This is a genomic window from Burkholderia cepacia, from assembly GCF_001039005.1.
GTDB classification, from domain to species: Bacteria; Pseudomonadota; Gammaproteobacteria; order Burkholderiales; family Burkholderiaceae; genus Burkholderia; species Burkholderia theae.
In genome coordinates this window covers 1-26,042 of record NZ_LDWR01000056.1, presented here as the reverse complement: position 1 = coordinate 26,042, position 26,042 = coordinate 1, and the positions used below count along the sequence as shown (strand labels likewise).

Here is a 26,042-nt window from a genome sequence, read left to right as displayed (position 1 = left end):
CGGTTTACAGTGGGGCGCGGGATGCCTTATGCTTGCGCACATGAACCGCTTCCTGTCCGCTCTTCGACGTCGCCGCTCGCCGCTCCGCCCGGATGCCGCAGGCTCGTCACGGACTCGCGCGTAACACCACTCCGCTTCACCGGTTACGCACAAGCTGTTCGACCCACCAGCCACGGCCTTCCGTGGCTTTTTTATTGCCCGTTTCCCTTTCAACGTCCGCTGGAGTCTGCTGCCATGCCCCTGAACGATTATCCGATCGACTCGCTGATGTACATCACGAACCGCCCCGACATCGTGTTTACGCACGGCAAGGGTTCGTGGCTCTACGATCACACCGGCAAGCGCTATCTGGACTTCATCCAGGGCTGGGCCGTCAACAGCCTCGGCCACTGCAACGACGGCGTCGTCGAAGCGCTGAAGAAGCAGGCGGAAACGCTGCTGAACCCGTCGCCGGCGTTCTACAACGAACCTATGGCCAAGCTCGCGGGCCTGCTCACGCAGCACAGCGTGTTCGACAAGGTGTTCTTCACGAACAGCGGCGCCGAGGCGAACGAAGGCGCGATCAAGCTCGCGCGCAAGTGGGGCCGCAAGTTCCGCAACGGCGCGTACGAGATCATCACGTTCGACCACAGCTTCCACGGCCGCACGCTCGCGACGATGTCGGCCAGCGGCAAGCCGGGCTGGGACACGATCTACGCGCCGCAGGTGCCGGGTTTCCCGAAGGCCGAGCTGAACAACATCAACTCGGTCGAGAAGCTGATCACCGACAAGACCGTCGCCGTGATGCTCGAGCCGATCCAGGGCGAAGGCGGCGTGATTCCGGCGACGCCCGAATTCATGCGCGAGCTGCGCGCGCTGACCAGGCAGCACAACCTGCTGCTGATCGTCGACGAAGTGCAGAGCGGCTGCGGTCGTGCGGGCACGCTGTTCGCGTACGAACTCGCCGACATCGAGCCGGACGTCATGACGCTCGGCAAGGGTATCGGCAGCGGCGTGCCGCTCGCGGCGCTGCTGTCGAAGGCCGAGGTCGCGGTGTTCGAAGCCGGCGACCAGGGCGGCACGTACAACGGCAACCCGCTGATGACGGCGGCCGGTTATTCGGTGATCTCGCAGCTCGTCGCGCCCGGCTTCCTCGAAGGCGTGCGCGCCCGCGGCGAATACCTGAAGCGCAAGCTGCTCGAACTGTCGGAGGAGCGCGGCTTCGAGGGCGAACGCGGCGAAGGCCTGCTGCGCGCGCTGCTGCTCGGCAAGGACATCGGCCCGCAGATCGTCGAGAAGGCGCGCGACATGCAGCCCGACGGCCTGCTGCTGAACGCCGCGCGGCCGAACCTGCTGCGCTTCATGCCCGCGCTGAACGTGACGACCGAAGAAATCGACCAGATGATGGCGATGCTGCGGTCGATCCTCGACACGCTCTAAGGAGACCGCCACGATGGATGCCGCCGCCGATGCTGTCGCTATCCGCCCGTTCGAACGCGCCGACACCGATGCCGTGCTCACGGTATGGCGCGACGCGTTCCCGCAGTACGAAGAAGCCGACGCACCGCCGCATCGCGATCCGCTGCGATCGATCGAGCTGAAGCTTGCGACGCAGCCCGAGCTGTTCTTCGTCGCGACCAGCGGCGCGCGCGTCGTCGGCACGCTGATGGCGGGTTTCGACGGCCATCGCGGCTGGCTCTATTCGTTCGGCGTCGCGAACGACGCGCGGCGGCTCGGCGTCGGCCGCGCTCTGATCGCGCACGCGGAAAGCGCGCTCGCCGCACGCGGCTGCCTGAAGATCAACCTGCAGGTGCTGCCCGGCAACGACGACGCGTGCCGCTTCTATGCGGCACTCGGTTATCGCGTCGAGGAGCGCATCTCGTTCGGCAAGATGCTGCCGGCCGCGTGATGCAGCCGCCAGCGGCCTATATCAGCGCGTGATCGGCCCCGCGCCCGGCAGCGGATTGCCGAGCGCGTCGGTCGGCACGGCCTGCTGTTCGAACGCCGCGAAATACGCGGCCCACTGCGTATCGCTCACGCGCACGATCAGCGCGCCGTCCTGCCATACGTCGTTGTGGTCGTTATGGTCGTCGCCCGCGCGATGCAGGTAGTTCGGGCCCGTCGAACCCTGGTTCATGTGCGTGTCGTGGATCCCGTTGCCTTCCGCATAGGTGCGGCCGAACACGACGACGTCGAGGCCCTGCGACTGCGCGGTGCTCACGAGCCGCAGTAGCGACGGAATCGGCTCCGGATTCTCGGTGCCGTCCATCACCGCACTCGCGCGCCATGCGCCCGTCTCGTTCAGGATGTCGCTGCGCAGGTAGTCGAGCGCGGGCAGCGCGGTCTGCCCCGTGAGGTCGGTGTAGCCTTCGGCCGCGGCCGCGAGCATCTGCGTGACGGGATGGTGGAAATCGTAGACGAGCTTGTAGTTCAACAGGTCGTCCGCGTCGCTCGTGCCGACGTTGATCGCGACATCCCAGTCGCCGGCTGGCAGCGCCAGCGTCAGGTGGATGTGATATTGAATCTCGCTGCCGTGCGGCGAGCCCTTCAACTGCGCCACCGACGTCACCTTCGCCTTCACGAAACCGTAATCCAGACTCATGCGTGTGTTCTCCGTGTGCCGATGGGCCGTCGATGGTAGGCGGCCCGCGTGTCGGTTTGAGGGCGGCCGGCATCGGACGGCCGGTGTCGGGCGACCGGCATCGGGCGGCCGGTGTCGGACGACTGGCATCGGGCTGCCCCCATCGTTTCCCGCGCCGCATGCACGGCGCAACTGTCGAATGGAGTCGCCTCCGCGCGCACAGTTCGACCCGAATCGCCGAACACGAAAAAAAAGGCTGTCACGGCATTCCGTGACAGCCTTTCGAAAGCCCTGGTGCGGCGCGCGCGGCATCTGCCGCTACGCGTCACCGGGCCCGCTCATTCACTCGCTCATTCGCCCAGATACGCGGCACGCACCTTCGGATCGTCGAGCATCTGCTTCGCATCGCCTTCCATCGTGACCATGCCCGAGTCCATCACGTAGCCGCGGTCGGCCGCCTGCAGTGCAAGTCGTGCGTTCTGTTCGACGAGCAGCACCGTGATGCCCTCCTTCGAGATCTCGCGCACCACTTCGAAGATCTTCTCGACCATGATCGGCGACAGCCCCATCGACGGCTCGTCGAGCAGCAGCAGCTTCGGCTTCGACAGGATCGCGCGCGACATCGCCAGCATCTGCTGCTCGCCGCCCGACAGCGTGCCCGCGAGCTGCGTCGCCCGTTCCTTCAGGCGCGGGAAGAAGCCGAACATGCGGTCGACGTCCTTCTTGATCTGGTCGTTGTCGTTGCGCAGGTACGCGCCCATCTGCATGTTCTCGATGATCGACATCCGCGCGAAGATCCCGCGGCCTTCCGGCACCATCGCGAGGCCGCGCTTGAGCAGTTCGTGCGACGGCACGCCCTTGATCGACTTGCCGTCGTACTCGATGTCGCCCGCCGAATACGGCTTGAGACCCGTGATCGCCTTCATCGTCGTGGTCTTGCCTGCACCGTTCGCGCCGATCAGCGTCACGAGCTCGCCCTGACGGACTTCCATGTCAACGCCCTTGACGGCCTGGATGCCGCCGTAGTTGACCTGCAAGCCCTTGATTTTCAACATTGCCGCTGCCATCAGTGCACCCCTGCGCCGAGATATGCCTCAATCACCTTCGGATTCTTCTGCACGTCCTGCGGCAGACCCTCGGCGATCACCTTGCCGTAATCGAGCACCGTCATCCGGTTGCACAAGTGCATCACGAGCTTCACGTCGTGCTCGATCAGCAGAATCGTGCGGCCGTCCGAACGGATCTTGTCGAGCAGGCGCGTGAGTTCGACCTTCTCGGTCGCGTTCATCCCGGCCGCCGGCTCGTCGAGCGCGAGCAGCTTCGGGTCGGTCGCCAGCGCGCGCGCGATCTCGAGACGGCGCTGGTGGCCGTACGACAGGTTGCGCGACGTGTAGTCGGCGTACTGCAGCACGCCGACATACTCGAGCAGCTCGATCGCGCGCTCCTTGATCTCGCGCTCCTCCTGGCGTTCGGCCGGCGTCTGGAACACCGCGCCGAGCAGACCGTGCTTGGTCCGCACGTGGCGGCCCACCATCACGTTCTCGAGGGCCGTCATCCCGCCGAACAGGCGGATGTTCTGGAAGGTGCGCGCAATGCCGGCCTTCGCCACCTGGTGCACCGCCGTCGGCGTGTAGTTCTGGCCGTCGAGCTTGAAATCGCCGGAATCCGGCGTGTACAGGCCCGTGATCACGTTGAAGAACGTCGTCTTGCCGGCGCCGTTCGGGCCGATCAGGCCGTAGATCTCGCCTTCCTTGATCTGCAGGCCGACGTCGGAAAGTGCCTGCAGGCCGCCGAAGCGCTTGTTCACGCCCTGCACGGACAGTCGGATTTGCTTGTCGCTCATGTGTATATCCTCTGTGTCCGTAGGTTAGGCGCGCACCGGCTTCTTGCTGGCGCGCTTCGCCAGTTTCGCGATCTTGTCCTCATGCTTCGGCGCGGGCCACAGGCCTTCCGAGCGATACAGCATGATGATCACCATCGCGAGGCCGTACAGCGCCTGTCGGATCACTTCCGTATCGACGATGTCATGACCGAACAGCGCATGCTGCAGCGGGCTCATCGTCGAGCGCAGGAATTCCGGGAAGATCGCGAGCAGCACCGCACCCAGGATCACGCCCGGGATATGGCCCATGCCGCCGAGCACCACGCAGGCCAGCACGACGATCGATTCCCAGAACGTGAACGACTCGGGCGACACGAAGCCCTGGAACGAACCGAACATCGCGCCCGACAGGCCGCCGAACGACGCGCCCATCGCGAACGCGAGCAGCTTCACGTTACGGGTGTTGATGCCCATCGCCTTTGCCGCGATCTCGTCCTCGCGGATCGCCGCCCATGCGCGGCCGATGCGCGAGTGCTGCAGACGCGTACACGTCCAGATCACCAGCAGCGAGCACAGCACGAACAGGTAGTAGTACATGTAGACCGACGGCAGCTGGAGGCCGAACAGCGAGTGCGTCTGCGACAGGTTGAAGCCGCCGACATGTACCGGATCGATGCCCGTGATCCCCTTCGGGCCGTTGGTGATGTTCACCGGACGGTCGAGGTTGTTCATGAAGATCCGGACGATTTCGCCGAAGCCGAGCGTGACGATCGCCAGGTAGTCGCCGCGCAGTCGCAGCGTCGGTGCGCCGAGCAGGATCCCGAAGGTCGCCGCGAGCGCCATCGCGATCGGCACGATGATCAGGAACGGGATGTGCAATCCGCCGGGCGCGAGGGCCGCGATCCACTCGAACTGCGACGTCAGGTGCGGCGAGCTCAGCAATGCCGCCGTGTACGCGCCCACCGCGTAGAACGCGATGTAGCCCAGGTCGAGCAGGCCGGCGAAGCCGACCACGACGTTCAGGCCGAGCGCGAGCATCACGTACAGCATCGCGAAGTCGAGCACACGGACCCAGTAGTTGCCGCCGGCCGAGCCGATGATGATCGGCGCGGCGATCACGAACGCAGCGGTCAGGACGCCGATGATGACGGTCTTGGTGGTGTTGCGCTCTTCGACGAGCGACGTCGAGGATTCGATCGGTTGAATGGATGTCATGTTGTTTGCTCCCTTCCGTTACGCGCGATCCGCGACACGTTCGCCCAGCAGGCCCGACGGACGAAACACCAGCACGATGATCAGCACGATGAAGGCGAACACGTCCTGGTAGTTACTGCCGAATACGCCACCCGTGAGGTTGCCGATGTAGCCGGCACCGAGCTGCTCGATCAGGCCGAGCAGCACGCCGCCGACCATTGCGCCACCGAGGTTGCCGATCCCGCCCAGCACCGCGGCGGTGAACGCCTTCATGCCGGGAATGAAGCCCATGTAGAAGTGCACGTTGCCGTATTCGGACGCGATCATCACACCGGCCAGCGCGGCGAGCGCGGAGCCGATCATGAACGTCGCGGAAATCACGAAGTTCGGGTTCACGCCCATCAGGCTCGCGGTGTTCGGGCTTTCGGCGATCGCGCGCATCGCGCGGCCGAGCTTGGTCTTGTGCACGAGCAGCAGCAGGCCGCCCATCACGATGAACGCCACCGCGATGATCACGATTTCAGTCACCGAGATCACGGCGCCGGGCGTCGTGTCGGTGGCCTTGATCACGTTGATCGGATCGGTCGGCAGCAATTGCGGGAACGGCAGCGGGTTGCGCGACCAGATGATCATCGCGGCCGTCTGCAGCAGGATCGACACGCCGATCGCGGTGATCAGCGGCGCGAGGCGCGGCGCGCGGCGCAGCGGCCGGTAGGCGACCCGCTCGATCGTGAAGCCGACGAACGCACAGACGACGGCGGCGATGCCCAGGCCGATCGCCAGCGTCGCGACGTTGCCGAGTCCGGGGAAATGGTTCTGCAGCACGGTAATGGCTGACAGGGCGACCATCGCGCCAATCATCAGCACGTCGCCGTGCGCGAAGTTGATGATGCCGAGAATGCCGTACACCATCGTGTAACCCAACGCGATGATGGCGTACACACTGCCGAGCACCAGTCCGTTGAGAACCTGCTGGACGAAAATATCCATTTAAAGCTCCTTGGCCCGTGCTGCCGGAGGACGTTGCGCCCCGCGGGTAAGCGAGGAATCGCGCCTTCTCGGCGACACTGCGAGTACTAGTCGATACCGGTAAGGGTGGATCGTCCCGGCGCGCGCCGCCCGGCCTGTACGGCCGGACCTGCCGCCGGAGCGGATACAAAAACGGCACCGCACTGTCCCGGTGCCGTCATGAGTCCCGTCGCTAAATCGTCACGACATCGAGGACGGTGTTCGTGGCCTCCTTGAAGTCGTACGACAGCATGCTGAAACGGCCGGCGCCCGGTTGCCCGGCGCCCGTGCCTTTTTCCATCCGGAGCGATGCAGGCATCGCACCCGGGCAAATCAGGTTCCGCGCCGCGTCGCCCGGCAAGGCATCGCGAAGGTTGCGCCCGACTGTCGTCGGAACCGCAGCGGAATCCGTCACACGAACCAGAGCGCGCGCCGCGACACGATCGGTCGCGGCGGCATGCTGTTTCGTCGATTCGAAATGAAGGGGGGCCGGCGACATCCGCACGTTGCCGGCATCGCCGTGACCGGCGGCCCGCGGCGACGCAACCTGCATGCCCGCTGCCGGACCGGCCGTCAGGCCAAGCGCGTTGATTTCGTCGATCGTCAAACGTGCCCCGTTTTCCTTGTCCTTGCCCAATTGCGCGATACGGCATGCCGATGGCAACGCACGACCGGTTCCGGCGACGCGCACGCCGCTGACCGGCGGTGACGCGAGCACCGCTGCCTCCCTACCCGCCTCGTCGTCGCTCTTTTTGCTGCGACCGGCAATCATTGCAACCGGTGCGGCGACGGACACGGCGTAAGCCAACTTCACATGCATTGAATGGTCTCCCGCGCCTTGCCAAAAACCGATTTCAAAGCCATTCAGACCTGAAAACGGGCGCATTGTAACTCCATTTATAGGCCGCCAATAATCCTGATTCGATGGGGTTTTCCTGCATTGCAACCAATTTTGAGAGACGGTCCGGAACGGCGAGAGCAACCGGGTTGCACCGCGATTATGAATTACGGTTGCAATTACAATTTCTATACGCAAAAAAAAGCGCGCCCGGAGGCGCGCTTTGGTGTTCCGCAGGTGCGATGCGGCAATCAGGCGGCGGGCGGCAGGTTCAACCCGCGCGGCAGCGGAAACGACACGTTTTCCTCGATGCCGTCGAGCGCGCGGACATTGCGCACGCCGAGCTCGCGCAGCCGCGCGATCACGGCCTGGGCGAGCACTTCGGGCGCCGACGCGCCGGCCGTCACGCCGATGCGACGCTTGCCGGCGACCCATGCCGGATCGATCTGGTCCGGCGCATCGACCATGTACGCGTCCACGCCGCGCTTCTCGGCCACTTCGCGCAAGCGGCTCGAATTCGAGCTGTTCGGACTCCCGACGACGATCACGACATCGCACTGCGGCGCCATGAACTTCACCGCGTCCTGACGGTTCTGCGTCGCGTAGCAGATGTCCTGCTTCTTCGGCTCGCGGATCTTCGGATATTTCGCTTTCAGCGCCGCGATGATCTCGGCCGCATCGTCGACGGACAGCGTCGTCTGCGTGACGAGCGCGATGCGCTCGGGATCGGCGAGCTCGAGCTTCTGCACGTCTTCGACGCTCTCGACGAGATGCATGCCGCGCTCGACCTGCCCCATCGTGCCTTCGACTTCAGGATGGCCCTTGTGCCCGATCATGACGATGTCGACGCCGTCCTGGCGCATCTTCGCCACCTCGACGTGCACCTTCGTGACGAGCGGGCAGGTTGCGTCGTAAATGCGCAGCCCGCGCACGTCGGCCTCGTCGCGCACGGCCTTCGACACGCCGTGTGCACTGAAGATCACGGTGTTGCCGGCCGGCACTTCCTCGAGTTCCTCGACGAAGATCGCGCCTTTCTTCTTCAGATCCTCGACCACGTACTTGTTGTGGACGATCTCGTGGCGGACATAGATCGGCGCACCGTGCATCGCGATCGCGCGCTCGACGATCTCGATCGCGCGGTCGACGCCTGCGCAGAAACCGCGCGGCTGGGCCAGCAGGATTTCGGCATCGGCGGCAACGGTCTGCCCGGACAGCGTGTCGGTGGTACTCATGATTACAGGATTCCGATGATTTTCACTTCGAACGTGAGCGCCTGGCCCGCGAGCGGATGATTGAAGTCGAACAGCGCGGAGGTCTCGCTGACTTCCTTCAGCACCCCCGCGTACCGGCCACCGTCCGGCGCGTTGAACTCGATCAGCTCGCCCGGCGTGAAATCGTCGCCGACCATCCCGTTCTCGCGCAGCGTCGACAGCGTCACGCGCTGGAGCATGTCGGGATTACGGGGACCGAACGCCTGTTCGGGCGTTAGCTGAAAAGTCGAGTGGTCGCCGACCCTGAGCCCCATCAAAATCTGTTCCAGCGAGGGCGCCAGTTGCCCCGCGCCCAGCAACAGCGTGGCCGGCTTGTCGGAGAAGGTGTTGACGATGTCGGCGCCGTCGGCCAGTGCCAGCCGGTAATGCAACGTGACGTGGGAACCGGGCTTCACTTCGGATAGATCGATGAGGCTCATGAATTACTCGTTCAGTCGGCGCCCGAAACGGCCGAAAGGCCCGGCGCAAAGCCAATATTGTAAGTCACCTGAGCGCGCAAGGCGGAAAGTGCGACGACGTCGCGCACACCGCCCGCCGCCAATGGAGTTTCGACCATGCTGTCACCGTGCCCCACCCTGCCGCCGGCCGAATGCCGCGACACCGCCGATGCGCCGGCCGATCCGGCCCGCCGCAACCGTGCTGGCGGGCCGCGCAAGCGCCGCCCGCCGAACTGGCAGCCCCATCTGCCGCGCGAACGGCTGCTGGAGCGCGGGCCGGCTGCGTTGACGGACGCCGAATTGATCGCGCTGGTGCTCGGCACGGGCGGCGGCGGGCACGACGTGTTCGTCAGCGCCCGCGCGCTGCTCGAACGGTTCGGCGACTCGCTGCGCCGGATGCTCGATGCCGATCCCGACGAATTCGAAACGCATCCCGGCATCGGCGTCGCGCGATCGGCGCGGCTGATCGCGGTGACCGAACTCGTGCGGCGCGCGCTTGCCGAAAAGGCGCCCGAACGGATGCAGATCGGCTCCCCGGGCGCGGTCGAGGATTTTTTGCGGCTCATGATCGGCACGCGCCCGTACGAAGTGTTCGTCACGTTGTATCTCGATGCCCGTCACGGCCTCATCGATACGGAAGAAAGCGCGCGCGGCTCGCTGACGCGCATGGCCGTCTACCCGCGCGAGATCGTGCGCCGCGCGCTGAAGCAGAACGCCGCGGCGCTGATCGTCGCGCACAACCACCCGTCGGGCGCGGTGCAGCCGAGCGCGGAAGACCGCCGCCTGACCCGCTCGCTGCGCGACGCCCTGCAACTCGTCGACGTGCAGTTGCTCGATCACGTCGTCGTCGGCACCAGCGACACTTTTTCGTTCGCGCGTGCCGGTTGGTTGTAGACTGTGGCGCGGCGGCCCGCCCCAGGGCGCCGCAACGACGATTCGAAATTAGGTTTGATTTTCCTGAACTTTTTCTGCTAGAATCGCCGTCTGTATTTTTTCCAACCAGTTCTAGCCATCGAAGGGCCTTGTCTGTAAGGGCTACGGCGTTCTGAGTGCAGCCATGGATCACGTGGCGGTGCGATGGAACCTTCACCGGCGATCGAACCCCGAATTTAGCGTATTAGGAGTGCTCTCATGGCACGCGTATGCCAAGTAACTGGGAAAGCGCCGATGAGCGGCAACAACGTTTCCCACGCCAACAACAAGACCAAGCGTCGCTTCCTGCCGAACCTGCAAAACCGCCGGTTCTGGGTAGAGAGCGAAAACCGCTGGGTGCGCCTGCGCGTCTCGAACGCCGGCCTGCGCCTGATCGACAAGAACGGCATCGATTCCGTGCTCGCTGACCTGCGCGCACGCGGCGAAGCCTAAGCCCAAGGAGCACAATCATGGCAAAAGGCGCACGCGACAAGATCAAGCTCGAGTCGACCGCTGGCACGGGTCACTTCTACACGACCACGAAGAACAAGCGCAACATGCCGGAAAAGATGGCGATCAAGAAGTTCGATCCCGTCGTCCGCAAGCATGTGGAATACAAAGAAACCAAGATCAAGTAATCTCCGGTTTCTGCCAGCCTGACGGCGAAAGAAAAGCCCCGCACATGCGGGGCTTTTTGTTTTGCGCGCACGCTCGTGCCCGACGCGGTATGCTCTCCCCTTTCCGCGGCCACGGCCGCCGGAACGCACAAGATCAAAAGCGTAATGATGGAGATGCAGCATGAAATTCGACGTGGCGATCGTCGGCAGCGGCCTGGCAGGGCTGTCGGTCGCACTCAATCTGGCCAGCACGCGACGCGTCGCGCTGATCGCGAAACGTTCGATGATGGAGGGCGCAAGCGATAACGCGCAGGGCGGCATCGCGGCCGTCCTCGATTCGGCGGACAGCATCGAGAACCACGTCGACGACACGCTGGTCGCCGGCGGCGGCCTGTGCGACGAAGGCGCGACGCGCTACATCGTCGAACACGGCCGCGAAGCGATCGAATGGCTGATCTCGCAAGGCGTGCCGTTCACGAAGGACGACGCGGCCGAACTCGGTTTCCATCTGACGCGCGAAGGCGGCCACAGTCACCGCCGGATCATCCACGCGGCCGACGCGACCGGCCATGCGGTGCTCGCGACGCTGTCGGAGCGCGCGCGCCAGCATCCGAACATCACGTTCTTCGAAAACCATCACGCGATCGACCTGATCACGTCGGACCGGCTCGGCCTGCCCGGCCGCCGCTGTCACGGCCTGTATGCGCTCGACGTCGACAACGACCGCACGATCACGATCGAGGCGCCGCATACGGTGCTCGCAACGGGCGGCGCCGGCAAGGTCTACCTGTACACGACGAACCCCGACACGGCGACCGGCGACGGCATCGCGATGGCGTGGCGCGCGGGCTGCCGCGTGTCGAACATGGAATTCATCCAGTTCCACCCGACCTGCCTGTTCCATCCATATGCGAAATCGTTCCTGATTTCCGAGGCCGTGCGCGGCGAAGGCGGCCTGCTGAAGCTGCCGGACGGTACGCGCTTCATGCCCGCGCACGATGCGCGCGCCGAGCTTGCGCCGCGCGACATCGTCGCGCGCGCGATCGACTTCGAGATCAAGAAGCGCGGGATCGACTGCGTGTATCTCGACATCAGCCATCAGCCGGAAGCGTTCCTGCGCGAACACTTCCCGACGATCCACGCGCGCTGCCTCGAATTCGGCATCGACATCGCGAAGCAGCCGATCCCCGTCGTGCCGGCCGCGCACTACACGTGCGGCGGCGTCGTGACCGATCTCGCCGGGCGCACCGATCTCGCGGGCCTGTATGCGGTCGGCGAAACGTCGTACACGGGGCTGCACGGCGCGAACCGGCTCGCGAGCAACTCGCTGCTCGAATGCCTCGTGATCGGCCGCGCGGCGGCCGAGGCGATCGAGGCGGCCGGCTTCGATACCGAAACGCTGGCGACGCTGCCCGCGTGGGACGAAAGCCGTGTGTCGGATGCGGACGAGGAAGTCGTCGTCGCGCACAACTGGGACGAGCTGCGCCGCCTGATGTGGAACTACGTCGGCATCGTGCGTACCGACAAGCGCCTCGAACGCGCCAAGCACCGGCTGTCGCTGCTGCGCGACGAGATCCACGAGTACTACGCAAACTTCCGCGTGACGCGCGACCTGCTCGAACTGCGCAATCTCGTCGACGTCGCGACGCTGATCGTGAAGAGCGCGCACTCGCGCCGCGAAAGCCGCGGATTGCACTACAGCCGCGACTGGCCGCACACGCTGCCGAAGGCGCTGCCGAGCGTACTCACGCCGCGCGCGCGCCGCTGAGCGGCACGCCCTTCCCGGCTTCGGCCGCACAAGAAAAAAGCCGTTGGCGTTTGCGCGCCAACGGCTTTTTCGTCTGATCGTTTAACGCTCGGTCAGTCGACGATTCGCATCGAATAGTCCGTCGCGCGCACGTCCTTCGTCAGTGCGCCGATCGAGATGCGATCGACGCCGGTCTCCGCGAACGCGCGCACCGTATCGAAATTGACGCCGCCGGACACTTCGAGCACGGCCTTGCCATCCGTCACGCGCACGGCTTCACGCATCATGTCGAGCGTGAAGTTGTCGAGCAGAATCGACTGCGCGCGATGCGCAAGCGCCGTGTCGAGCTGCGCAAGCGTCTCGACCTCGACCTGCACGGGCACGCCCGACTGCAGCGCGAACGCCGCGTCGAGCGCCTCGCCGACGCCGCCCGCCGCCGCGATGTGGTTCTCCTTGATCAGGATGCCGTCATACAGCGCGAGACGCTGGTTTTCGCCGCCGCCGACGCGCACCGCGTATTTCTGCGCGAGCCGCAGGCCCGGCAGCGTCTTGCGCGTATCGAGGATCTTCGCGCGTGTGCCTTCGACGCGATCGACGTAACGGCGCGTCGCGGTCGCGACGCCCGACAACAGTTGCAGGAAATTCAGCCCGTTGCGCTCGGCCGTCAGCAGCGCGCGCGCCGGCCCCTCGAGTTCGCAGACGGTCGAATCGGGCATCATCCGGTCGCCTTCCCGATAGCGCCATTGCACGACGATCGCCGGATCGATCCGGCCGATAACGGCCTCGAACCACGGTACACCGCACAGCACGGCTTCCTCGCGCACGATGATGCGCGCGCGGCGATGCCCGCCGGCCGGCACGAGCCGCCCGGTCTGGTCGCCGGTGCCGACGTCTTCCGCGATAGCATCGGCCACGTTGCGCGCGATCGCGTCCTCGAATGCCGCGCCGTATTGCTCGCGGACGATGTCGAACAGCGGGGATACTGCGCTCGTCGTACCGCCCCCAAGGACGGCGGCCGCCCTGTCGGCGGAAGCCGTGCATGGGACCGGAGTAAGCGCTGAAGCGCCAACTCCGATCGACAGAGAACGAATGTGAGCGTGCGGGCCGTCCATTACGCAGCCCCCACGTTCGCGAACAGTTGCTGGTCGCGCTGCAGATCGCCGCTCGCCTGCACGCGCTTTTTCTGCGCGGCCGCGAAATCGAGCATCCGGTCGATCGGCAGACGCGCGCGCTCGCCGATCGCGGGATCGACGAAGATCTCGTTGTGACCGCGTTCGAGCACGTCGGCAAGGTTCGCGAGACCGTTCATCGCCATCCACGGGCAGTGCGCGCAGCTCTTGCAGGTCGCGCTGTTGCCGGCCGTCGGCGCCGCGATGAAGGTCTTGCCGGGCGCCGCGAGCTGCATCTTGTGCAGGATGCCGAGATCGGTCGCGACGATGAAACGCGTCGCGTCGAACTTGACGGCCGCGTCGATCAGTTGCGTGGTCGAGCCGACGACATCGGCCTGCGCGACGACGTTTTCCGGCGATTCGGGATGGACGAGCACCTTCGCGTCCGGATATTCGGCACGCAGCAGATCGAGCTCGATACCCTTGAACTCGTCGTGCACGAGGCACGAGCCCTGCCACAGCAGCATGTCCGCGCCGGTTTTCTTCTGAATATAGCTGCCGAGATGGCGATCGGGCGCCCAGATGATCTTCTCGCCGCGCGCGTGCAGGTCGGCAACGATCTCGAGGCCGATCGACGACGTGACCATCCAGTCCGCGCGTGCCTTCACGGCTGCGCTGGTGTTCGCGTAGACCACCACGGTGCGGTCGGGATGCGCATCGCAAAACGCCGAGAATTCATCGACCGGACAGCCGAGGTCGAGCGAACAGGTCGCGTCGAGATCGGGCATCAGGATCCGCTTGTTCGGACTCAGGATCTTCGCGGTTTCGCCCATGAAGCGCACGCCGGCGACGACCAGCGTCTGCGCGTCGTGATCGCGGCCGAAGCGGGCCATTTCGAGCGAATCGGCAACGCAGCCGCCCGTTTCGTCGGCCAACTCCTGCAATTCGGCATCCACGTAGTAGTGCGCGACCAGCACGGCCTTTTCACGCACGAGCAACGCCTTGATGCGCGCCTTCAGCGCGGCGCGCTCCTCGGGGGACGGCGTATCGGGTACTTTTGCCCATGCCTGTCCGACACCGCAGACCGCGCCTGCCGCGATCGGACGGTCGTACTCGACGGGTTTGATCGTCGATTGCATCTCCATATCTCCTGTCGGCGGGAGTGGGTGCTCCAGCACTTGCTCCCCCGCCCAATGCTTCGCGGTCGACCGACGTGAGCGCTTCAGCACTGACTCCGGATCCATGCAAAGCTCAACCCTGCCGACGGCCACCTCGAAAACCGCCGGCTCAAATGAAAAAACCCCGCCAACGCGGGGTTTGTGACGTCCTTAGATTCTAATCGATTTCGAATCAGGCGTAGCGACGCAGGCGTGTCGCGAATTCCTGCAGCGCCTTGATGCCGCTTTGTTCTGCGCGATGGCACCAATCCTGCAATTGCGCGAGAAGCTGTTCGCGCGACGCGGTCGAGCGATCCCAGATCGCGGCGAGATCCTGGCGCAACTGGAAGTACGTGTGCAGCTTCTGGCTGTTCGCGAAGATTTCCGGCAGCAGCTTCTTCTGCGGCTCGTCGAGGCCGTCGGCGTCCTTGTGGAACCACTTGCGCGCGCCGCGCATCAGCTGGTACTTCTCGCTCGAACCGAGTTCCTTCAGGTGCGCGAGCTCCTGGGCGTACGCACGCTTCACGGCCTTGCCGTAGCGCGCCATCACTTCGTAGCGGTTCGACAACACGGCCTGCAGCGTTTCCTGGTCGAGCACCGTCTTCGGCTTGTTCAGGCGCGGCGTCGGTGCGACCTTCTTCACCTTCGCGAGACCGAACGCCGACATGATGCGGATGTACATCCAGCCGATGTCGAACTCGTACCACTTGTTCGACAGCTTCGCCGACGTCGCGAACGTGTGGTGGTTGTTGTGCAGTTCTTCGCCGCCGATCACGATGCCCCACGGGAACAGGTTCGTGCTCGCGTCGGCCGAATTGAAGTTGCGATAACCCCAGAAGTGACCGAAGCCGTTGACGACACCAGCCGCCCAGAACGGAATCCAGACCATCTGCACGGCCCACACGGTCAGACCGAGCACGCCGAACAGCGCGACGTCGATCACCATCATGATGCTGATGCCGAGGATCGGGTACTTCGAGTAGAGATTGCGTTCGATCCAGTCGCTCGGCGTGCCGTGACCAAACTTGCGCATCGTCTCTTCGTTCTTCGCTTCCGCGCGATACAGCTCGGCGCCTTCGAGGAACACCTTCCAGATGCCGCGCGTCTGCGGGCTGTGCGGATCTTCCTCGGTCTCGCACTTCGCGTGGTGCTTGCGGTGAATCGCGGCCCACTGGCCCGTCAGCATGCCGGTCGTCATCCACAGCCAGAGGCGGAAGAAGTGGCTCGCGATCGGATGCAGCTCCAGCGCGCGGTGCGCCTGGCAGCGGTGCAGGTAGACCGTCACGCCGATGATCGTGACGTGCGTGACGGCAAGCGCGAACAGCGCGACCTGCCACCACGAGAAATGCAGGAGCCCGTGGGAAAGAAAATCGAGCAGGGAATTCAACAAGGCAGTTACCTGTGATGAGATGAGTGCGACGCCGGCTCGCGCAGGCGTCAGAAAAATGAAAGCATACCGCGTGTAGACCTGAATTTTACTTCAACCGTTCCAAGTCTTTGTAAAAAATGAATATTTTCTTGCCCTGACGCAACAAGGGCAGTCCAGAGGCGGACTTGGAATGGCCCGCGATCCGGTTTCGACCGCGGGGTCGGTACGATTGCGCGCCTACGCGGCCGGCGCGCGCCCGTCCGCCACGCCGTTGCCGGCCGCCGGACCGCCGGCCGCCGGATCGTGCGGGGCCACGGCACCCGCCGCGGGAAAGCCGTCCGGCAACCCGACGACGCGCACTTCGCGCTGCGGAAACGGAATCGAGATCCCGTGCTCGCTGAACAGCCGCCAGATGTTGCGGTTCACGGTCGAACGCACGCCCGACGTGCCTTTCGCCGAATCCTCGATCCAGAAGCCGAGCTCGAGGTCGATCCCGTCCGCGCCGAAGCTCACCAGATACGGGGTCGGCGCGGGCTCGGCCAGCACGCGCGGCACGCCCTTCGCGGCATCGGCGAGCAATGTGAGCGCATGCTCGACATCGCTCGTGTACGCGACCTGCACCGCGACCTTCGCGTAACCGCGCGTCAGGTACGACGACTGGTTCTGCACGACGTCGGTGATCAGCTTCTCGTTCGGGATCAGCGTCTCGTTGCCGTCGAGGCCGCGCACGACCGTGTAGCGCGTGCGGATCTGCGTGACGACGCCCTGCAGCCCGCCGACGCTGATCGCGTCGCCGAGCCGCAGCGAGCGGTCGAGCAGGATGATGAAGCCCGATACGTAGTTGCTCGCGACCTTCTGCAGCCCGAAGCCGAGGCCGACGCCCACCGCGCCGCCGAACACGCCGAGCACCGTCACGTCGATGCCGACGAGCGACAGCCCGATCAGGATCGCCGCGAACACGAGCAGCGCGCGGCCGACCCGCGACAGCACGACCTTCAGGTTCGCATCGAGCGTGCTCGCACGCGTGAGGCGATCCTCGAGCACCGAGCCGAGCCACATCGCGACCATCAGCGTCACGCAGACCCACAGCGCGCCGGAGATCAGCGACAGCAGCGTCAGGTGCGCATTGGCGACGCGGAACTGCACGCTGTCGAGCCAGCCGAGCACGTCGCGCTGGATGCCGAGCACGGTCAGCACCATCGCGGCCCACACGATGGTCGATACGATCTTCTCGACGATCGACAGCCACGCATGCGTGTGGCCATCTCGCGCGAACACGCGCCGCGCGAAGAAGAACAGCACGTAGATCAGCCCGATGCCGAACAGCGGCACGAGCGCGAGCGACAGCAGCGACGTCGACATGAACGGGTCGAACGCGAGCTGCGCGGCGCCCGCGAAGACGCCCCCGAATAACGGGAACAACGCGCGCTTCAGGCTTTGCGCGCCCGCGCCGGGCGCGCGTCCGGCCGCCCGGCGGCGCGCATCGATGCGGCCGTGCACGAAGCGCGCGGCCACCCACGCGAAACACAGCGCGCCGACGAGGATCGCCGCCTGCCAGATCATCACCGGCTGGTGGAAATCGCGAATCACCGACGCCAGCCGGTGCGACAGCAGGCGGCTTTGCAGATTCTCCATCGTCCGTCCGGCCTGTCGTTACTGCACGCGGCGTTCGAGCACCGCGGCGAAGAAGCCGTCGGTCGCGTGACGATGCGGCCACAGCGACAGGTAGTCGCCGGTCTCGAGCTCGATGCGCTGGTCGGCCAGCACCTTCTGCGCCGGCACCAGCACGAACTCGGGATGATCGGCCAGGAACTGTTCGACGATGCGCTCGTTCTCGGCGTCGAGCACGCTGCAGGTCGCATAGATGAGCCGGCCGCCCTTCTTCACGAGGCGCGCGGCGCTCGCGAGAATCGACGCCTGCTTCGGCGTCAGCTCGTCGATCGCGGTGCGCGACTGGCGCCACTTCAGGTCCGGATTGCGACGCAGCGTGCCGAGGCCGCTGCACGGCGCGTCGACCAGCACGCGGTCGATCTTGCCGGCGAGCCGCTTGATCTTCGCGTCATGCTCGCTGTCGATCAGCACCGGGTTCACGTTCGACAGCCCGCTGCGCGCGAGGCGCGGCTTCAGCTTCGCGAGGCGCTTTTCCGACACGTCGAACGCATAGAGGCGCCCGGTCGAGCGCATCATCGCGCCCAGCGCGAGCGTCTTGCCGCCGGCGCCCGCGCAGAAATCGACGACCATCTCGCCACGGCGCGGCGCGACGAGCGAACACAGCAGCTGGCTGCCTTCGTCCTGCACCTCGATCTGGCCTTCCTCGAACAGCTTCAGGCGCGTCAGCGCCGGCTTGCCGACGACGCGCACGCCGAACGGCGCGAACGGCATCGCGCCCGCGTCGATACCGTTCGCGCGCAGCGCGTCGATCACCTGGTCGCGGGTCGCCTTCTGCGCGTTGGCACGCAGGTCGAGCGGCGCCGGGTAGTTCAGCGCGGCGGCGAGCTGCGCGAGTTCCTCGGCGTCGAATCGGGCCGACAGCGCCTGGTGGATCCAGTCGGGCAGGTTCGTGCGCACGCGCACCGGCAGGCTCGCCGGATCGATCTTCGACACGTGCTCGAGCCACGCGGACTCGGTGTCGGACAAAAACGGCCGCAGCGCGTTACGGCCGGCCGTCTGCATCAGGCCGAGCAGCGTGAGACGCCGCGCGGGCGTGCCCGTGCCGCTCTCGGCCAGGTGCGAAAACTCCATCTTGCGGCGCAGCACCGCGAAGACCGCCTCGGCGATCACGCCGCGCTCGGCATGCCCGAGCTTCGGGTGCGCGCGGAAGAACCGGCTCGTCGTCGCGTCGGCGGGGCCGGCGAACTTCAGCACCTCGGCCAGCAGGGTCTCGGTCTGGCCAATCAGGAATCCGTGCAGCTTCATACACCCTCACTCGTTTCGGTTTGCGGTTGATCCGCGAAAATCCAGCGTGCTTCTTCCGGCGCCACGACGGCACGGCCGTTCTCGAGGCGCAAGCGCCCCTCGACGAACCAGCGCACCGCGCGCGGATACAACACGTGCTCGACCGTCAGCACGCGCTGCGCGAGCGCGGCCGCGTCGTCGCCCGTACGCACGGGCACCGCGCCCTGCGCGACGATCGCGCCGCTGTCGAGTTCGGGAATCACGAAGTGAACGGTCACGCCGTGCAGCGCGACGCCCGCATCGAGCGCCTGCTGGTGCGTGTGAATCCCCTTGAAGCTCGGCAGCAGCGACGGGTGGACATTCAGCAACCGACCCTCATATCGTCTGACGAATGCCGGCGTGAGGATGCGCATGAAGCCTGCGAGGACGACGAGATCGGGCGCGAAACGGTCGATCTCCGCGGCAAGTGCCGCGTCGAAGCTGTCGCGGCCATCGAACGAACGGTGGTCGACCACCGCGGTCGCCACCCCGTGCGACGCGGCAAAAGCCAGGCCGGCCGCATCGGGCCGGTTGGCGATCACGGCGGCAACCTCGGCAGGCCAGCGTTCCTGCGCGCACGCGCGGACAATGGCCTCCATGTTGCTGCCGCGACCGGAAATCAGGATCACGAGTTTTTTCATCCGCGAATTTTACCATTCGCCCCCGCGTTTCCCGCCTTCTCGGCCGCCGGCCCGCCCGAACGTTTATAATCTTCTGCTTTGCGGCATCCCACCGCCCATTCCCCGACGCTGCATCCGCTATCGTGAAAGTCTTCCGCGGCCTGCCCAACGCCGAGAGCCGCGCCCCGTGCGCGCTGACGATCGGCAACTTCGACGGTGTCCATCGCGGCCACCAGGCCCTGCTCGCGCGCGTGCGCGCGGCAGCGGACGCGCGCGGCCTGCCCGTGTGCGTGATGACTTTCGAGCCGCATCCGCGCGAATTCTTCAATCCGGCCGGCGCGCCGCCGCGCATCGCGATGCTGCGCGACAAGCTCGAGGCGCTGCGTGAACACGGTGTCGACCGCGTCGTCGTCGAGCACTTCAATCACACGTTCGCCAGCCAGTCGCCCGAAGCGTTCGTCGAGCGCACGCTCGTCGGCGGGCTGCATACGCGCTGGATGATGGTCGGCGACGATTTCTGCTATGGCGCGAAGCGCGCGGGCACCTTCGACACGCTGAAGGCGGCCGGCGAGCAGCACGGCTTCGAGGTCGAGCAGATGGGCACGGTGGCCGGCAGCGACGGCACGCGCATCTCGAGCTCGGGCGTGCGCGCCGCGCTCGCGGCGGGCGATCTCGACGGCGCCGCGCAGGCGCTCGGCCACGGTTATGCGATCAGCGGGCACGTCGCGCACGGGCTCAAGCTCGGCCGCGACCTCGGCTTCCCGACACTGAACCTGCCGATCGCGCACAAGCGGCCGGCACTCGCGGGCATCTTCGTCGTGCAGGTGCACGGCCTCGGTCCCGACCCGCTGCCGGGCGTCGCGAGCCTCGGCCTGCGCCCGACCGTCGACGATTCGGGCCGCGTGCTGCTCGAGGTCCACCTGCTCGACTGGCACGGCGATGCGTACGGCAAGCTCATCCGCGTCGAATTCCTGAAGAAGCTGCGCGACGAGGCGAAGTTCGACGATCTCGAGGCGCTGTCGCGCGCGATCGCACTGGACGTCGCAAATGCGCGCGCGTATTTCGTCGAGCGCGACCGTGCGCCGGGCAGCCGCGCGACGGGTTTCGCGACGTCGGCAACCGACCGAATTAGCTGATCCGGACGGCGGCGCCCCGCGCGCCGCACCCTCGCGCCGCTCACTCGCGCGCATCCCCGATTCACGACGCTCGCGCGTCTCCCGATTTGATAGCGATCCCATCATGAGCAACAAGAAAGCCGATTCGAAACCGCAGGCCAAGTATCCGGTCAACCTGCTCGACACGCCGTTCCCGATGCGCGGCGACCTGCCCAAGCGCGAGCCGCAGTGGGTCAAGGAATGGGAAGAGCGCGGCCTCTACGACAAGATCCGCGCGGCCAGCAAGGGCCGGCCGAAGTTCATCCTGCACGACGGCCCCCCGTATGCGAACGGCGACATCCACCTCGGCCATGCCGTCAACAAGATCCTGAAGGACATCGTCGTCAAGTCGCGCAACATGGCCGGCTTCGACGCGCCGTACGTGCCGGGCTGGGATTGCCACGGGATGCCGATCGAGATCCAGATCGAGAAGCAGTTCGGCAAGTCGCTGCCGGCGGCCGAAGTGATGAGCAAGGCACGCGCGTACGCGACCGAGCAGATCGAGAAGCAGAAGGTCGGCTTCAAGCGCCTCGGCGTGCTCGGCGACTGGGCCAACCCGTACAAGACGATGAACTTCGTCAACGAGGCGGAAGAGCTCCGCGCGCTCGGCAAGATCATCGAGAAGGGTTACGTGTATCGCGGGCTGAAGCCGGTGAACTGGTGCTTCGACTGCGGCTCGGCGCTCGCGGAAGCGGAAGTCGAGTACAAGGACCGCACCGACCCGACGATCGACGTGATGTTCGCGTTCGCGGAACCGGAAAAGACCGCGCAGGCGTTCGGCCTGCCGGCGCTGCCGCGCGCCGAAGGCGGCATCGTGATCTGGACCACCACGCCGTGGACGATCCCGGCGAACCAGGCGCTGAACCTTCATCCGGAAATCGTCTACGCGCTGGTCGACACCGAGCGCGGGCTGCTGATCATCGCGGAAGAGCGCGTTGCCGCGTGCATGGCAGAGTTCAAGCTGACGGGCCGCGTCGTCGCGACCGCGCCCGGCGTGAAGCTCGCGAACCTGCGGTTCCACCACCCGCTCGCATCGGCCCACCCCGGCTACAAGCGCACCGCGCCCGTCTACCTCGGCGACTACGTGACGACCGACACCGGCACCGGCGTCGTGCACTCGTCGCCCGCGTACGGCATCGAGGACTTCATGTCCTGCAAGGCGCACGGGATGACCGATTCGGACTTCATCAACCCGGTGATGGGCGACGGCCGTTATATCGAATCGCTGCCGCTGTTCGGCGGCCTGTCGATCTGGGACGCGAACCCGAAGATCGTCGAAGCGCTGAACGCCGCCGGCTCGCTGCTGCGCAGCGAGAAGTACACGCACAGCTACATGCACTGCTGGCGCCACAAGACGCCGATCATCTACCGCGCGACGTCGCAGTGGTTCGCCGGCATGGACGTGACGCCGCGCGACGGCAGCAAGACGCTGCGCGAAACGGCGCTCGAAGGCATCGACGCGACCGCGTTCTACCCGTCGTGGGGCAAGCAGCGCCTGTTCAGCATGATCGCGAACCGTCCCGACTGGACGCTGTCGCGCCAGCGCCAGTGGGGCGTGCCGATGGCGTTCTTCGTGCACAAGGAAACCGGCGAGCTGCATCCGCGCACGCTCGAACTGCTCGAGGAAGTCGCGAAGCGCGTCGAGCAGTCGGGCATCGAGGCATGGCAGACGCTCGATCCGCGCGAGCTGATCGGCGACGACGCGAACCTGTACGAAAAGAACCGCGACACGCTCGACGTGTGGTTCGACTCGGGCACGACGCACTGGCACGTGCTGCGCGGCTCGCACAAGGATCAGCTGCAGTTCCCGGCCGACCTGTACCTCGAAGGCTCGGACCAGCATCGCGGCTGGTTCCACTCGTCGCTGCTGACCGCGTCGATGATCGACGGCCGCGCACCGTACAAGGGCCTGCTCACGCACGGCTTCACGGTCGACGGCGAAGGCCGCAAGATGAGCAAGTCGCTCGGCAACGGCATCGACCCGCATGAAGTCGCGAACCGCCTCGGCGCGGAAATCATCCGCCTGTGGATCGCGTCGACCGACTATTCGGGCGAGCTCGCGATCTCCGAGGAAATCCTGAAGCGCGTGACCGAAGGTTATCGCCGCATCCGCAACACGCTGCGCTTCCTGCTCGCGAACCTGTCGGATTTCGACTTCGCGCAGCACGCGGTGCCCGTCGACGAATGGCTCGAGATCGACCGTTATGCGGTCGCGTTCTCGGAGCAACTGCAGACGGAACTGCTCGGCCACTACGAGAAGTACGAATTCCACCCGGTCGTCGCGAAACTGCAGACGTACTGCTCGGAAGATCTCGGCGGCTTCTACCTCGACGTGCTGAAGGACCGCCTGTACACCAGCGCGGCCGATTCGCGCGCACGCCGCTCCGCGCAGACGGCGCTGTATCACCTGACGCACGGCCTGCTGCGCGTGCTCGCGCCGTTCCTGTCGTTCACGGCGGAAGAAGCATGGAAGGTGTTCCAGCCGGCCGGCGAAACGATCTTCACGGAAACGTACTACGCATACCCGGAAGTCGCCGGCTCGGTCGCGCTGATCGAGAAGTGGGCGCTGCTGCGCGACGTGCGCGGCAATGTGACGAAGGCGCTCGAGGAAGCACGCACCGCGAACCGCATCGGTTCGTCGCTGCAGGCCGAAGTGGCCGTGCACGCGAGCGGCGCGCGCTACGACGCGCTCACGAGCCTCGGCGAAGACCTGAAGTTCGTGCTGATCACGTCGGCCGCAACCGTCGTCAAGGTCGACGACGAAGCGCAGGAAAGCGTCGACGTGGCCGCATCGAAGTACCAGAAGTGCGAACGCTGCTGGCACTACCGCGAGGATGTCGGCGCGCACGCCGATCATCCGACGCTGTGCGGCCGCTGCTTCTCGAACCTGTTTGAAAACGGCGAAATCCGGAGCGCTGCTTAACTATGGCGAAAACCCTGTCGAAACCGGCCAGCGGCGCGCTTGCGCCCTGGCTCGGCATTTCGCTGATCGTGATCCTGTTCGATCAGTTGTCGAAGATCGCAATCCTGAAGACGTTCGCGTATGGCGCGCAGCATGCGCTGACGTCGTTCTTCAATCTCGTGCTGGTGTACAACCGCGGCGCCGCGTTCGGTTTCCTGTCGACCGCGAGCGGCTGGCAGCGCTGGGCGTTCACCGCGCTCGGGATCGGCGCGACGCTCGTGATCTGCTTCCTGCTGAAGCGCCATGGCCACCAGCGGCTGTTCAGCGTGTCGCTCGCACTGATCCTCGGCGGTGCGCTCGGCAACGTGATTGACCGGCTCGTCTACGGTCACGTGATCGACTTCCTCGATTTCCACCTCGGCGCCTGGCATTTCCCGGCGTTCAACCTCGCCGATTCCGCGATCACGGTCGGCGCGGTGCTGCTGATCTACGACGAACTGCGTCGCGTGCGCGGCTCGCGCTAAGCGCGCATACTCGGCGTCGACGGCCGGCCTCGCGCCGGCCGTCCCGTTTGAACCTTGGAGGCCTGAGTTGGCACACGCAGAACTCGCAGGAAAACACCTCGTTCTCGGCCTGACAGGCGGCATCGCCTGCTACAAGATCGCCGAGCTCACGCGGCTGCTGACCAAAGCCGGCGCGACCGTGCAGGTCGTGATGACGGAAGCCGCCGCCCAGTTCATCACGCCCGTCACGATGCAGGCGCTGTCGGGCCGGCCCGTCTTCACGAGCCAGTGGGACGCGCGCATCGACAACAACATGGCGCACATCGACCTGTCGCGCGAAGCCGACGCAATCGTGATCGCGCCCGCGTCGACGGACTTCCTCGCGAAGCTCGCGCACGGGTTCGCGGACGATCTGCTGTCGACGCTGTGCGTCGCGCGCGACTGCCCGTTGCTCGTCGTCCCCGCGATGAATCGCCAGATGTGGCAAAACCCGGCCACGCAGCGCAACGCCGCGCAACTGCGCGCGGACGGCGTGTCGGTGCTCGGCCCGGATTCGGGCGCGCAGGCGTGCGGCGAAGTCGGCGACGGCCGCATGCTCGAGCCCGAGGCGATCTATGAAGCGATCGTCGCGCACTTCGCGCCGAAGGTGCTCGCGCACCGGCGCGTGCTGATCACGGCCGGCCCGACGTTCGAACCGCTCGACCCCGTGCGCGGCCTCACGAACCGCTCGAGCGGCAAGATGGGCTTCGCGCTCGCGCGCGCCGCGCAGCAGGCCGGCGCCGACGTGCATCTCGTCGCGGGGCCGGTGGCGCTCGACACGCCGTGGGGCGTCTACCGCCAGGACGTGCAGACCGCGCAGCAGATGTACGACGCGGTGATGCATGCCGTCACCGATGCCGACATCTTCATCGCGGTGGCCGCGGTCGCCGACTGGCGCGTCGACCAGCCGGCCGAGCACAAGATGAAGAAGACGGCCGACCGCAAGATGCCGGCGCTCGCGTTCGTCGAGAACCCCGACATCCTCGCGTCCGTCGCGGCGCTGCCCGATCCGCCGTTCTGTGTGGGGTTCGCGGCCGAAAGCGGCGACCTCGACGTGCACGGCGACGAAAAGCGCAAGCGCAAGAACGTGCCGCTGCTCGTCGGCAATCTCGGCCCGCTGACGTTCGGCCGCGACGACAACGAAGTCGTGCTGTTCGAGGCCGCCGGCCTCACGCGCCTGCCGCGCGCACCGAAGGACGAACTCGCGCATGTGCTCGTCGCGGAAATCGCGAAGCGCCTGCCCGACAACCGCCTGATCTGATCTCCCGTGCGGCGGCCAGCGCCGCCGCGCCCTTCCCGACCGATTCGACGACCGCATGAAACTCGACCTGAAGATTCTCGACGCGCGCATGCGCGACTACCTGCCCGCCTATGCAACCACCGGCAGCGCAGGCCTCGACCTGCGCGCCTGCCTCGACGCGCCGGTGACGCTGCAACCGGGCGAAACGACGCTCGTGCCGACGGGCCTCGCGATCCACCTCGCCGATCCGGGTTATGCGGCGCTGATCCTGCCGCGCTCGGGCCTCGGCCACAAGCACGGCATCGTGCTCGGCAACCTCGTCGGCCTGATCGACTCCGACTACCAGGGCCAGTTGATGATCTCGACGTGGAACCGCGGCCAGACCGAGTTCGTGCTGAACCCGTTCGAGCGGCTCGCGCAGCTCGTGATCGTGCCGGTCGTGCAGGCGCAGTTCAACATCGTCGACGACTTCGCCGAAAGCGATCGCGGCGCAGGCGGATTCGGCAGCACCGGCCGCCACTGAGCGGCACAGCAAAAAAAGGGGCCTCGCGGCCTAATGCCGTTCAGTTAAGCAACTGAACGGCATTTTTGTTTGTGGCGAGAGCCTGT

General features: G+C 65.9%; 26 protein-coding genes. 11 read left to right on the top strand and 15 right to left on the bottom strand.

Translation table 11 applies throughout. The annotated features are described in order from the left end of the window. Nucleotides 1-234: 234 nt before the first annotated feature. Both VL15_RS29935 and VL15_RS29930 read left to right on the top strand, forming a co-directional pair. Complete coding sequence (locus VL15_RS29935) at nucleotides 235-1,419, top strand: acetylornithine transaminase (RefSeq protein ID WP_048250314.1); 1,185 nt, start codon at nucleotides 235-237, stop codon at nucleotides 1,417-1,419. A gap of 13 nt (nucleotides 1,420-1,432) precedes the next feature. Beyond that, on the top strand, nucleotides 1,433-1,888 hold the full coding sequence (locus VL15_RS29930; protein ID WP_048250313.1) for a GNAT family acetyltransferase: 456 nt from the start codon (nucleotides 1,433-1,435) through the stop codon (nucleotides 1,886-1,888). A 21-nt stretch (nucleotides 1,889-1,909) separates the two neighbouring features. Here the strand turns inward: VL15_RS29930 and VL15_RS29925 are convergent, their stop codons facing one another. The 9 genes from VL15_RS29925 to VL15_RS43635 form a co-directional block, all read right to left on the bottom strand. Further along, nucleotides 1,910-2,581: a DUF2278 family protein gene (locus tag VL15_RS29925; protein ID WP_048250312.1), complete on the bottom strand. Its 672-nt coding sequence runs from the start codon at nucleotides 2,579-2,581 to the stop codon at nucleotides 1,910-1,912. Nucleotides 2,582-2,910: 329 nt separating this feature from the next. Then, the gene (locus VL15_RS29920) at nucleotides 2,911-3,627 is read right to left on the bottom strand and encodes an ABC transporter ATP-binding protein (RefSeq protein WP_048250310.1); all 717 of its coding nucleotides are present in this window, start codon (nucleotides 3,625-3,627) and stop codon (nucleotides 2,911-2,913) included. Next, nucleotides 3,627-4,403 carry an ABC transporter ATP-binding protein gene (locus VL15_RS29915; RefSeq protein ID WP_048250308.1) on the bottom strand — a complete coding sequence of 259 codons (777 nt, stop codon included), beginning with the start codon at nucleotides 4,401-4,403 and terminating at the stop codon, nucleotides 3,627-3,629. Before VL15_RS29915 ends, VL15_RS29920 begins: the two co-directional genes overlap by 1 nt. Nucleotides 4,404-4,427: 24 nt before the next feature. After that, entirely contained in the window at nucleotides 4,428-5,597 is a 1,170-nt protein-coding gene (locus tag VL15_RS29910; protein ID WP_048250307.1) for an ABC transporter permease subunit, read from the bottom strand. 18 nt (nucleotides 5,598-5,615) lie between these two features. Beyond that, nucleotides 5,616-6,566, bottom strand: a complete 951-nt coding sequence (locus tag VL15_RS29905; RefSeq protein WP_048250306.1) for a branched-chain amino acid ABC transporter permease — start codon at nucleotides 6,564-6,566, stop codon at nucleotides 5,616-5,618. Between the two features lie 211 nt (nucleotides 6,567-6,777). After that, nucleotides 6,778-7,470: an amino acid-binding protein gene (locus VL15_RS29900; RefSeq protein ID WP_230684561.1), complete on the bottom strand. Its 693-nt coding sequence runs from the start codon at nucleotides 7,468-7,470 to the stop codon at nucleotides 6,778-6,780. 203 nt (nucleotides 7,471-7,673) lie between these two features. Next, nucleotides 7,674-8,654, bottom strand: coding sequence for a 4-hydroxy-3-methylbut-2-enyl diphosphate reductase (ispH, locus tag VL15_RS29895; protein ID WP_034178810.1), 981 nt, complete (start codon nucleotides 8,652-8,654; stop codon nucleotides 7,674-7,676). A 2-nt stretch (nucleotides 8,655-8,656) separates the two neighbouring features. Next, on the bottom strand, nucleotides 8,657-9,112 hold the full coding sequence (locus tag VL15_RS29890; protein ID WP_048250304.1) for an FKBP-type peptidyl-prolyl cis-trans isomerase: 456 nt from the start codon (nucleotides 9,110-9,112) through the stop codon (nucleotides 8,657-8,659). A gap of 11 nt (nucleotides 9,113-9,123) precedes the next feature. Further along, nucleotides 9,124-9,249: a hypothetical protein gene (locus tag VL15_RS43635; RefSeq protein WP_268991240.1), complete on the bottom strand. Its 126-nt coding sequence runs from the start codon at nucleotides 9,247-9,249 to the stop codon at nucleotides 9,124-9,126. Here VL15_RS43635 and radC point away from each other — a divergent pair. From radC to nadB, 4 genes are all read left to right on the top strand, one after another. Further along, nucleotides 9,248-10,024 (top strand): RadC family protein, encoded by a 777-nt coding sequence (gene radC, locus VL15_RS29885; RefSeq protein WP_048250303.1) that lies wholly within the window; start codon nucleotides 9,248-9,250, stop codon nucleotides 10,022-10,024. The genes VL15_RS43635 and radC overlap by 2 nt on opposite strands. A 237-nt stretch (nucleotides 10,025-10,261) precedes the next feature. Further along, nucleotides 10,262-10,495, top strand: coding sequence for a 50S ribosomal protein L28 (rpmB, locus tag VL15_RS29880; RefSeq protein ID WP_004186391.1), 234 nt, complete (start codon nucleotides 10,262-10,264; stop codon nucleotides 10,493-10,495). 17 nt (nucleotides 10,496-10,512) lie between these two features. After that, a complete protein-coding gene (gene rpmG, locus VL15_RS29875) occupies nucleotides 10,513-10,680 on the top strand; it encodes a 50S ribosomal protein L33 (RefSeq protein WP_006478046.1) in 168 nt (55 codons plus the stop codon). Nucleotides 10,681-10,840: 160 nt separating this feature from the next. Next, nucleotides 10,841-12,427 (top strand): L-aspartate oxidase, encoded by a 1,587-nt coding sequence (gene nadB, locus VL15_RS29870; protein ID WP_048250302.1) that lies wholly within the window; start codon nucleotides 10,841-10,843, stop codon nucleotides 12,425-12,427. Between the two features lie 92 nt (nucleotides 12,428-12,519). Here the strand turns inward: nadB and nadC are convergent, their stop codons facing one another. The 6 genes from nadC to purN form a co-directional block, all read right to left on the bottom strand. Then, nucleotides 12,520-13,518 carry a carboxylating nicotinate-nucleotide diphosphorylase gene (nadC, locus tag VL15_RS29865; RefSeq protein ID WP_080971000.1) on the bottom strand — a complete coding sequence of 333 codons (999 nt, stop codon included), beginning with the start codon at nucleotides 13,516-13,518 and terminating at the stop codon, nucleotides 12,520-12,522. Continuing rightward, the gene (gene nadA / locus VL15_RS29860; protein ID WP_048250380.1) at nucleotides 13,518-14,654 is read right to left on the bottom strand and encodes a quinolinate synthase NadA; all 1,137 of its coding nucleotides are present in this window, start codon (nucleotides 14,652-14,654) and stop codon (nucleotides 13,518-13,520) included. Before nadA ends, nadC begins: the two co-directional genes overlap by 1 nt. A 211-nt stretch (nucleotides 14,655-14,865) precedes the next feature. Continuing rightward, nucleotides 14,866-16,062: an acyl-CoA desaturase gene (locus VL15_RS29855; RefSeq protein WP_048250301.1), complete on the bottom strand. Its 1,197-nt coding sequence runs from the start codon at nucleotides 16,060-16,062 to the stop codon at nucleotides 14,866-14,868. 216 nt (nucleotides 16,063-16,278) lie between these two features. Further along, nucleotides 16,279-17,676 (bottom strand): mechanosensitive ion channel family protein, encoded by a 1,398-nt coding sequence (locus tag VL15_RS29850; RefSeq protein WP_048250300.1) that lies wholly within the window; start codon nucleotides 17,674-17,676, stop codon nucleotides 16,279-16,281. Nucleotides 17,677-17,694: 18 nt separating this feature from the next. Beyond that, nucleotides 17,695-18,957, bottom strand: a complete 1,263-nt coding sequence (locus VL15_RS29845) for an RsmB/NOP family class I SAM-dependent RNA methyltransferase (protein WP_048250299.1) — start codon at nucleotides 18,955-18,957, stop codon at nucleotides 17,695-17,697. Then, complete coding sequence (purN, locus tag VL15_RS29840) at nucleotides 18,954-19,616, bottom strand: phosphoribosylglycinamide formyltransferase (protein WP_048250298.1); 663 nt, start codon at nucleotides 19,614-19,616, stop codon at nucleotides 18,954-18,956. The genes VL15_RS29845 and purN overlap by 4 nt, the downstream gene beginning before the upstream one ends. Nucleotides 19,617-19,738: 122 nt before the next feature. Here purN and VL15_RS29835 point away from each other — a divergent pair, with 122 nt between their 5' ends. The 5 genes from VL15_RS29835 (at nucleotide 19,739) to dut (ending at nucleotide 25,956) form a co-directional block, all read left to right on the top strand. Continuing rightward, a complete protein-coding gene (locus tag VL15_RS29835; protein ID WP_048250297.1) occupies nucleotides 19,739-20,731 on the top strand; it encodes a bifunctional riboflavin kinase/FAD synthetase in 993 nt (330 codons plus the stop codon). A 103-nt stretch (nucleotides 20,732-20,834) separates the two neighbouring features. Then, complete coding sequence (ileS, locus tag VL15_RS29830) at nucleotides 20,835-23,672, top strand: isoleucine--tRNA ligase (protein ID WP_048250296.1); 2,838 nt, start codon at nucleotides 20,835-20,837, stop codon at nucleotides 23,670-23,672. Nucleotides 23,673-23,674: 2 nt separating this feature from the next. Next, the gene (lspA, locus tag VL15_RS29825) at nucleotides 23,675-24,175 is read left to right on the top strand and encodes a signal peptidase II (RefSeq protein WP_047898830.1); all 501 of its coding nucleotides are present in this window, start codon (nucleotides 23,675-23,677) and stop codon (nucleotides 24,173-24,175) included. A 67-nt stretch (nucleotides 24,176-24,242) separates the two neighbouring features. After that, nucleotides 24,243-25,454 carry a bifunctional phosphopantothenoylcysteine decarboxylase/phosphopantothenate--cysteine ligase CoaBC gene (gene coaBC / locus VL15_RS29820; RefSeq protein WP_048250295.1) on the top strand — a complete coding sequence of 404 codons (1,212 nt, stop codon included), beginning with the start codon at nucleotides 24,243-24,245 and terminating at the stop codon, nucleotides 25,452-25,454. Between the two features lie 55 nt (nucleotides 25,455-25,509). Next, entirely contained in the window at nucleotides 25,510-25,956 is a 447-nt protein-coding gene (gene dut / locus VL15_RS29815) for a dUTP diphosphatase (protein ID WP_034178823.1), read from the top strand. Nucleotides 25,957-26,042 lie beyond the last annotated feature (86 nt).